8 protein-coding genes are annotated in these 8,514 nt (G+C 68.9%); 6 read left to right on the top strand and 2 right to left on the bottom strand.

What is annotated here, in order from left to right:
* The coding region (locus V6M46_RS06150; protein WP_332662898.1) for a DnaB-like helicase C-terminal domain-containing protein at positions 1-210 on the top strand (210 nt) is incomplete at its 5' end.
* A 61-nt stretch (positions 211-271) separates the two neighbouring features.
* Here V6M46_RS06150 and V6M46_RS06145 read toward each other — a convergent pair.
* Positions 272-1,171 (bottom strand): RNA polymerase sigma-70 factor, encoded by a 900-nt coding sequence (locus V6M46_RS06145; protein WP_332662897.1) that lies wholly within the window; start codon positions 1,169-1,171, stop codon positions 272-274.
* A gap of 178 nt (positions 1,172-1,349) precedes the next feature.
* Between V6M46_RS06145 and V6M46_RS06140 the strand changes: the two genes are divergently transcribed.
* Positions 1,350-1,943, top strand: coding sequence for a carboxymuconolactone decarboxylase family protein (locus V6M46_RS06140; RefSeq protein WP_332662896.1), 594 nt, complete (start codon positions 1,350-1,352; stop codon positions 1,941-1,943).
* On the opposite strand, the gene V6M46_RS06135 is transcribed toward V6M46_RS06140, so the two are convergent.
* The gene (locus V6M46_RS06135) at positions 1,930-3,435 is read right to left on the bottom strand and encodes a hypothetical protein (RefSeq protein ID WP_332662895.1); all 1,506 of its coding nucleotides are present in this window, start codon (positions 3,433-3,435) and stop codon (positions 1,930-1,932) included. The genes V6M46_RS06140 and V6M46_RS06135 overlap by 14 nt on opposite strands.
* On the opposite strand from V6M46_RS06135, the gene V6M46_RS06130 reads away from it, so the two are divergent.
* From V6M46_RS06130 to V6M46_RS06115, 4 genes are all read left to right on the top strand, one after another.
* The gene (locus V6M46_RS06130) at positions 3,434-4,096 is read left to right on the top strand and encodes a DedA family protein (RefSeq protein WP_442880452.1); all 663 of its coding nucleotides are present in this window, start codon (positions 3,434-3,436) and stop codon (positions 4,094-4,096) included. The two genes, V6M46_RS06135 and V6M46_RS06130, sit on opposite strands and share 2 nt — an antisense overlap.
* 114 nt (positions 4,097-4,210) lie before the next feature.
* A complete protein-coding gene (locus tag V6M46_RS06125) occupies positions 4,211-5,674 on the top strand; it encodes an NAD-dependent succinate-semialdehyde dehydrogenase (protein WP_332662893.1) in 1,464 nt (487 codons plus the stop codon).
* Between the two features lie 11 nt (positions 5,675-5,685).
* Positions 5,686-6,336, top strand: a complete 651-nt coding sequence (locus V6M46_RS06120; protein WP_332662892.1) for a hypothetical protein — start codon at positions 5,686-5,688, stop codon at positions 6,334-6,336.
* A gap of 90 nt (positions 6,337-6,426) precedes the next feature.
* Positions 6,427-8,436 (top strand): DUF6571 family protein, encoded by a 2,010-nt coding sequence (locus V6M46_RS06115; RefSeq protein ID WP_332662891.1) that lies wholly within the window; start codon positions 6,427-6,429, stop codon positions 8,434-8,436.
* Positions 8,437-8,514 lie beyond the last annotated feature (78 nt).

The raw sequence follows: 8,514 nt of genomic DNA, 5'->3' as shown, positions 1-8,514 counted from the left end.
GCCGACATCGTGCTGCTGCTCAACCGCCCCGACGCGCACGGCGCCGGCGAGTCCGAGCGACCCGGCGAGGCCGACATCATCATCGCCAAGAACCGTTCGGGTCCGGTCAACAAGGTCGCCGTCAGCTTCCAGGGCCACTACTCGCGCTTCACCCCCATGGCCCGCGACGCCGAACCCCCCGGTGCCGCCGCCGGCGACTTCTTCGGCTGAGCGAGTGAGCGCGGCGAACGTACGCGAAACCAGGTTGCCCTTCGCTCGCAGCGCTTCGGCCCTAGCCGAGACTCACCGCTGTCGGCTGCAGCACGTGTGACAGCTTCTCGGGGTTGCGTACGGCGTAGAGGCCGCTGACCAGGCCGTTCTCGACGCGCACCGCCATGACGGTGTCGAGCTCGCCGTCGAGCCGGAGGATCAGCGCCGGCGAGCCGTTGATCTGGGCCGGTTCGAATGACAGCGCGCTGCCGGCCCGCGCCAGGCCCACCGACAGCAACCGGGCGACCTTGTCGGCGCCCACGATCGGACGCGGCACGGCCTGCTTGACCCCACCGCCGTCGCTCAACGCGACGACGTCCGGGGCGAGGATGTCGAGGAGACCCTGCATGTCGCCCGTCTGGACCGCCCGCTGGAACGCCTGGAGCGCATCCCGGGTCTCGGCCGCCGAGACGACGTCACGCGGGCGGCGGGCGGCGACGTGTGCCCGTGCCCGATGGGCGATCTGGCGCACGGCGGCGGGAGACTTGTCGACCGCCTCCGCGATCTCGTCGTATCCCAGGTCGAACACCTCGCGCAGCACGAACACGGCCCGCTCGGTCGGGCCGAGCGTCTCGAGCACCAGCAGCATCGCCATCGAGAGGCTGTCGGCGAGCTCGACGTCGTCGGCCACGTCCGGCGCGGTCAGCAGCGGCTCGGGCAGCCACGGCCCGACGTACGACTCCCGGCGCCGGCCGAGCGTGCGCAGGCGGGTGAGTGCCTGCCGGGTCGTGATCCGCACCAGGTACGCCCGACGGTTCTGCACCGTGTCGAGGTCGACGGTCGCCCAGCGCAGCCAGGTCTCCTGCAGGACGTCCTCCGCGTCGGCGGCCGAGCCGAGCATCTCGTAGGCGACCGTGAAGAGCAGGTTGCGATGAGTGACGAACTCCGCGGTGGCGGGATCCGGTCGGGCGTCCTCAGGCATGGGTGGCTCCTCTTCTCTCGGCTCGAGCGGTGTCACCACAAGACGCCGGGACCAGCCATTCTGTGACATCCCCTGCCGGTGATCGGCGTCACTGACCCGAGATGTCACAGGAATCGGGACGCCGGCGTCTCATGGTCGACCCCGCAAGGGCGGGGGTTCACCACCACAGGAGGACGAGATGACCACCAGAATTCCGCAGGCCGAGATCACCGGTGTCTACGGCGCCTTGATGAAGAAGATGAGCAAGCGGGTGCTCGGCGAGGTGCCCGAAGCGCTCGGCGTGATGTGGCATCACCGGCCGCTGCTCAAGGCGAGCTTCGGGTTCTCCCACAAGGTGAGCAAGTTCGACGAGTGCGACAAGGACCTGAAGTCGTACGCCCACATGGCCGTGGCGTCGCTCATCGGCTGCTCGTGGTGCCTCGACTTCGGCTACTTCGAGGCGCACAACGCGGGACTGGACCTCACCAAGGCCCGCGAGATTCCCCGGTGGCGGGAGTCGGACGCCTTCACGCCACTGGAGCGCGAGGTCCTCGAGTACGCCGAGGCGATGTCGGTGACACCGCCGACCGTCACCGACGAGATGTCCGCCGGGTTGCTCGAGCAGCTCGGGGCGCCGGCCCTGCTCGAGCTCACGATGTTCATCGCGATGGCGAACCAGGCCGCGCGCGGCAACGTCGCCCTCGGCATCGAGGCCCAGGGGTTCGCGGCGACGTGCGGTCTGCGTCCCATGGCCGAGCGCCCGACCGGCGACCTCTCGGTCACTGGTACGTGATCAGGGCGGGGTGCGGCCTGACCCGGCGCCACGTCTCCTGGACCGTCAGCATGTGCGGGTCCTCGTCGACGAAGTTCTTCCAGCCCCAGTGCACGCCGTCAGGCGCGTTCCGGCGGAGGCCCCGCCACGTCTCCTGCTTGGCGCCCTGGGCGCCCGAGCCGTCGACGTGGATCACGGTCGCGAGCTCGGCGTGACGCGTGTCCAGGCGTCCCCGGTTCTTGATCATCGAGAGCGAGAACTGGTGCAGGACGAAGATCTTCTGCGGCAGCTCCTTGCGACGGGTGAGCTGGGCCAGCCAGTCGCCGACGCGATTGATCTCGGCCACCTTGACCGAGCCGATCTGGCGCAGGTGCTTCTGCTTCTTCTTGAGTCGCCATTCCGGATCGAGCGCCAGGCCGACGTGCGGCCGCTCGAGCAGTGAGCGGTAGCGCTTGGCCTGGGTGAGGAAGTCGGTGCGCCCCGGCTGCAGGTCGAGGATCACGTAGACCCCGGCCTTCTCGGCGGCGTCGACCAGCGGGGTGAGCCTCTTGACCGACGCCTCCTGCGAGTAGTCCTTGTCCTTGCCCGGCCCACCCGATGCGACCGTCGCGATGATCTCGAACGTCGGGACGAACTCGGCCTCGCTGACCCGGCGGTACTTGCGGGCGAGCCGTTCGACCCGCTGGATCGAGGCCTTGACGCCCTGCTCGCCCAGCACCCCGAGCGACGGCGTGCCGGGGTGGCCGTACATCGCGGTGTAGTGCTTGCCCGGCAGGGCGAGGTAGCCGCCGGACGGCTGGAGGACGCGCTTGCGGACGACCGCCAGCTCGTACGCGAAGCTGCGCACGAATGGTGTGCCGAGTGCGATGACGGGTGTCTTCGGCCGGGCCGCGAGGATCTTGGCCGCCGCGGGCGTACGACGGGGGTCCGCGGTGGGGATCTGGAGGACCTCGGCGCCGGCATTGCGGGCCGTGGCGACCGCGGCGGCGTTGGCGGCACGTGAGCGGGTCACCACGATCGCATCGACACGTCGTTTGTTGCGGACGGCCGTGGTGCCGCGCAGCGCCGCGACCGCGTTGGCGGCGCGGGTTCGATGGACCGGGACAGCCTGGGCGCCGTCGACCTCGCGCGTCCGGCCGAACGTCAGGACCCGCCGGGCGCCGAGCCGCTCGAGCTCCGCGGTCGCCGTGGCGTCGTCGATCAGCACCGGGACACCCAGGCTCGTGGCCGAGGCGATGGCGATCTTCTGGGCCTGACCGTCGCGGGCGTCGGCCAGCACCGCGACCGGTGACGTGTCGAACAGCCGTCGCGAGACGCCGACGGCGGAGTGGGCCGGGGTCGACGACCGGATGATGTCGAGCGACTTGGCCGGCCGGTGGATCTGCGTCGGCGAAGACTCACCCGTCCGCACGGGACCGCGGTCCTCCGAGTACGCCAGCACGCCCGCGACCAGCGCCACGAGGATGACGCTGCTGACGACGACGTACGGGTTGAGCCTGACGGATACGCTCATGCCCGTGACCCTACTGACCACCCTGGCAACCGAGACGGCCAACGCCCCCGACTCCGGGCTGGCCGGGTGGACCGTCAACCTGATGGACGAGCTGGGTCTCTTCGGCGCGGCGCTGGCGGTCTCGCTGGACAACTTCTTCCCGCCGATTCCCAGCGAGATCATCCTGCCGCTGGCCGGTTTCGCGGCGAGCCAGGGCACGTTCTCGCTGGCCGGGGCCCTGATCGCGACGACGGTCGGCTCGGTGTTCGGTGCGTGCGTCCTCTACTGGCTCGGGGCGATCTTCGGCCGGGAGCGGGCCGCATGGATGTTCGAGAAGACGCCGTTGCTCAAGGTCAGCGACCTCGAACGTACGGAGGCGTGGTTCGCCAAGCACGGCGGCAAGGCGGTGTTCTTCGGCCGGATGGTGCCGATCTTCCGAAGCCTGATCTCGATCCCGGCCGGGGTCGAGCGGATGAGCTTCACGGCGTTCTTCCTGCTGACGACGGCCGGCAGCGCGATCTGGAACTCGATCTTCGTCATCGCCGGCTACCGCCTCGGCGAGAACTGGGATGCCGTCGAGCCGTACGCCTCGCTGTTCCAGAAGCTCGTGATCGGCGCGGTCCTGGTCGTCGTCATCGGGTTCGTGTTCATCCGGGTGCGGGAGATCCGCGCTCGGGCCTGAGCGCGGGCTGGTCCACCGTCCTACGCTGGGCAGCATGAGCGAGCGCAGCGAGCGAAACAACAAGAGAGTCATGCCGACGCCCACATATCGTGGGTTTGTCATGGGGGTGACGGCATGAGCGAATCACGCGAGAAGGAAGTCGTCGCCGCGGTCCACCCGCAGCTGTTCATCGGTGGCCACTGGCGCGATGCCGAGGGTGGCAGGACGTTCGCCGTCGAGGACCCGTCGACCGGGCGGACGCTCGTCGAGGTGGCCGATGCGAGCGTCGCCGACGGCAAGGCAGCACTCGACGCGGCCGTCGCCGCACAGGCCGACTGGGCCGCGACCCCGCCACGCGATCGGGGCGAGATCCTGCGCAAGGCATTCGAGATCATCACCGAGCGCGCCGACGAGCTCGCCCTCCTGATGACCCTCGAGATGGGCAAGCCCATCAAGGAGGCCAAGGCGGAGATCGCGTACGGCTCGGAGTTCTTCCGGTGGTTCTCCGAGGAGGCCGTACGCATCGCGGGCCGCTACTCCGTGGCACCCAACGGGGCGACCCGGCTGCTGACGCTCAAGCAGCCGGTCGGCCCATGCCTCATGATCACGCCGTGGAACTTCCCGCTGGCCATGGGCACCCGCAAGATCGGTCCCGCGATCGCCGCCGGCTGCACCATGGTGGTCAAGCCGGCCGCGCTCACGCCGCTGTCGATGCTGCGCCTCGGCGACATCCTGACCGAGGCCGGACTGCCTGAGGGCGTCCTCAACATCGTGACGACCAGGAGCACCGGCGAGGTCATGGAGCCGCTGATCCGTGACCCGCGCCTGCGCAAGCTCACGTTCACCGGCTCGACCGAGGTCGGCCGCACCCTCGTCGAGCAGAGCGCCGAGGGCCTGCTGCGCGTGTCGATGGAGCTCGGCGGCAATGCGCCGTTCCTGGTGTTCGAGGACGCCGACATCGACAAGGCGGTCGACGGCGCGATGCTCGCCAAGATGCGCAACATCGGCGAGGCGTGCACGGCCGCCAACCGGTTCATCGTGCACGAGTCCGTCGCCGAGGAGTTCGGCAGCAAGCTCACGGAGAAGATGCAGGCGCTGGCGGTCGGCCGCGGCACCGAGGACGGCATCGACGTCGGCCCGCTCGTCGAGGCCAAGCAGCGCGACAAGGTCGCCGAGCTCGTCGACGACGCGGTCGGCAAGGGCGCGACGGTCCTCACCGGCGGCTCGGCACCGGAGGGCGAGGGCTACTACTACACGCCCACCGTGCTGTCGGACGTACCGCTCGGGGCGCGGCTCGCGAAGGAGGAGATCTTCGGCCCGGTCGCTCCGATCTTCACGTTCACGGAGGAGGCCGACGCGCTCCGCATGGCCAACGACACCGAGTTCGGCCTCGTCGCGTACGCGTTCACGTCCGACTTCTCGCGGGCCGTCCGGGTCTACGAGGGGCTCGAGACCGGGATGGTCGGGCTCAACCAGGGCATCGTCTCCAACCCTGCGGCGCCGTTCGGCGGCGTCAAGGCGTCGGGCTTCGGGCGCGAGGGCGGCGCCGAGGGCATCGAGGAGTACCTCGAGACCAAGTACGTCGGCATCGCGCTGTGATCCTGCGCGCGGTGGCGATCACCGTGGCCGCCGGGTTGTCCGTGGCGGCGTGTGGTGGGGACGACGACACGAAGGCCGCCGACCCGACTCCGACCGCCTCGCCGACGACGCAGGCGACGGTCGATCCGAAGGAGCCGGCGTGCTCCTTCCTGACCGCGGCGGAACGCAAGAAGCTCGTGGGCTCGGCCATCGACCAGGTCGTGGCGACCAGCGGCACCCCCGACAGCAGCCAGTGCCGGTGGCAGGCCAGCTCCGCCTTGATCCAGGTCACGACGGTGCCCGCGCCGGCCTGGGCCAAGAGCCTGCCGAGCGTTGTCGCCGAGCTCGAGAAGTCCGGGGACATCAGGACGAGCGCGGACAAGAAGGAGCTCGCCCGGGCCAAGAAGCTCGTGGCGGGCGCCGACTCGTTCTCCGGCCAGCAGGCCTGCGACGCGTTCACGACACTCGCCGAGATCGGCGGCGCGAAGAAGGGCGCCACGACCACGATCACGCTCGTGCCGATCAGCAAGGCGGAGTCCGGGATCTCGGCCCAGACGTGCACGTCCGGACAGCTGACGTCGTTGATCTACTCCGTGCCGGGTCTGGAGCGGAGCAAGCAGGTCGACGGCGCCGTCACGACGGCGCTGGCAGCCGCCCAACGGCGGGCCCTCGCGATCCGCTGACGGAGCTGACGGGCGCGGATCGGGTCCGGATCTGACTGGTTCTCACGGTTGCTAGTCTGCTGCTGACAGTGTGACGCCTTGGGGGGCATCGTGACGACGGTCCAGATCGACATCGCAAAGCTGAAGTCTGCCTTGACGGCGCTGACGGACCTTGCCGACTCGATTGACAGCGAGCGCGCGCGGGCCATGACCGGCACGCCGGTCGGATTGCCGACGCTCACCGACGGGGAGCTGGGCAAGAAGTCGCGGTGGCTGCGCGACCAGGAGCCCGAGCTGCAGGTGCGTCACGACCTCGCGGTGCTGCTCGACACCGGCGACACCGGCCATGCGAGCTACGACGTCGCGCTCGACTCGCTCGACATGGCCAAGAACCTGCTGGGCCAGGAGCTCGGCGAGGCGCTCAGCGAGGTCGACCACGAGACCAGCGAGGAGGACATCGACAAGCTCAACGAGATCCTCGCGGCTCAGCAGGACGATCCCGAGGTCATGAGCGAGACGTTCAAGACGCTCGGGCCCGATGGCACCGTCGGCGTGCTCGGCACCATCACGGCGACCATGAGCATGGGGTCGGGTGACATCGAGAAGCTGCGTGACCTCGCCGAGAACATGCGCACAGGCCTGGCGACCGCCTCCAACTCCGAGTCCTGGCAGAACCGGCCGAACCCCTACGGCTCGAGCCTGACCTACGCGCAGATGTTCGCCGACGACATGGTCCGCTACTCCACCGCGCCGATGCTCACGGACGAGGAGCAGGAGGCCTTCCAGGAGAAATACCCCAACGCCCAGGGCATGCACGGCGCGTCGATCCTGACGTTCCTGATGCAGGAGAAGGGCTATTCCGACGACTTCCTGGTGAGCGCCGCCTCGACCCTCGACCAGTTCGAGCAGCAGATGCACGACGGCGACATGGGCGACGCGACGTACTGGTACGCCCACAACGGCTACAGCCCGCTCGTCGAGAAGGACGAGCTGGGATACGACGACCCGATGGCCGCGATCATGCAGAACTTCGCCGACAACCCGTCGGCCGGCCTCAGGTTCTTCGACAGCGAGGACCGCCAGGAGTTCTACTTCAACGACCGCGACTGGTCGGAGGACGGCTTCAAGAGCATCTCGATGGCGGCCGAGGGCATCACCACCGACGCCGACAACCTCGCCAAGGATCCGGAGGCGACCACCACGATCGCCTCGTCGTTCTTCCACCACATCGCCGACAACGACGGGTTCAACCCCGAGGACGCCAAGGACGGGTCGCCGTACGTCGCGGAGATGCTGAAGTTCTACATGCCGGCGGTCGATCAGGCTCTGCGCAACGGCGAGCAGGACGGCGACCCGGGTTCGGTGCCGTTCGAGCTCGACAACTTCGGCAAGTTCGACCACTACCCGGAGCTGTTCCGCGGTGACCTCGACTCCCTCATGCAGGTCGCCATGGGCACCGACGAAGGCATGACGAGCATCGCCGAGGGGGTCGGCTCGTTCCAGCAGACCCAGATCAACAATGCCGCGGTCTCGTTGGGCCTCGACCCCGACGATCCGGGCGTACGCACGCAGCTGCGCGACGTCCTCGAGCGCACCTCGGCCTTGCAGGGGTTCACCGAGTACTCCGTGGGCCAGGTCGAGATCGACGAGGCGGAGAGCCGCGACCAGCAGCGTCAGGCGTACATCGATCTGGTCAGCGAGGCCGCCGGCCTGGTGCCGCTGCCGGGTGCTGAGAAGATCGGTGAGCTGGGCAGCCAGGCGCTCGACTTCGGCTGGAACAAGGCGGTCGAGCTCGGCACCGACGCCGCGGGCGAGCACTTCACCTCCGAAGCGGCAGAGGCCACCGACAAGGCCGAGACGCGCGCCGAGCAGGGCACCGACCGGGTCAAGATCAACGGCTTCCTCGCCCTCGTCGAGGCCGGGGTCATCCCGCGCGACGAGGTGCCCGACATCTGGTTCGAGAACGGCAGCATGATCGACGCGAGCGACATCGATTCGTCGGAGATGAGCCAGTACACGCAGAGTGCCATGAACGGCGTTAGCGAGTACGCGACCAACATGGACCTCGAGACGTCCTACCGCGACAGCTTCCTCCGCTACTACCAGGAGGCCTCGGAGTGACGACTTTGCGTCTCGGCATCACGGCCTCGCTGGCCCTGTGCGTCGTCCTGACCGCGTGCAGCGGCGACGATGACAAGC

The organism is Aeromicrobium sp. (assembly GCF_036676885.1).
Classification (GTDB): Bacteria; Actinomycetota; Actinomycetes; order Propionibacteriales; family Nocardioidaceae; genus Aeromicrobium.
The sequence above is the reverse complement of the archived record's forward strand: the minus strand, read 5'-3'. Positions and strand labels throughout refer to the sequence as shown.

Coding starts and splice junctions, on each gene's coding strand:
- V6M46_RS06135 (WP_332662895.1), bottom strand. CDS start 3,435: ATGAGCGTATCCGTCAGGCTCAACCCGTACGTCGTCGTCAGCAGCGTC.
- V6M46_RS06130 (WP_442880452.1), top strand. CDS start 3,434: ATGCCCGTGACCCTACTGACCACCCTGGCAACCGAGACGGCCAACGCC.
- V6M46_RS06125 (WP_332662893.1), top strand. CDS start 4,211: ATGAGCGAATCACGCGAGAAGGAAGTCGTCGCCGCGGTCCACCCGCAG.
- V6M46_RS06145 (WP_332662897.1), bottom strand. CDS start 1,171: ATGCCTGAGGACGCCCGACCGGATCCCGCCACCGCGGAGTTCGTCACT.
- V6M46_RS06140 (WP_332662896.1), top strand. CDS start 1,350: ATGACCACCAGAATTCCGCAGGCCGAGATCACCGGTGTCTACGGCGCC.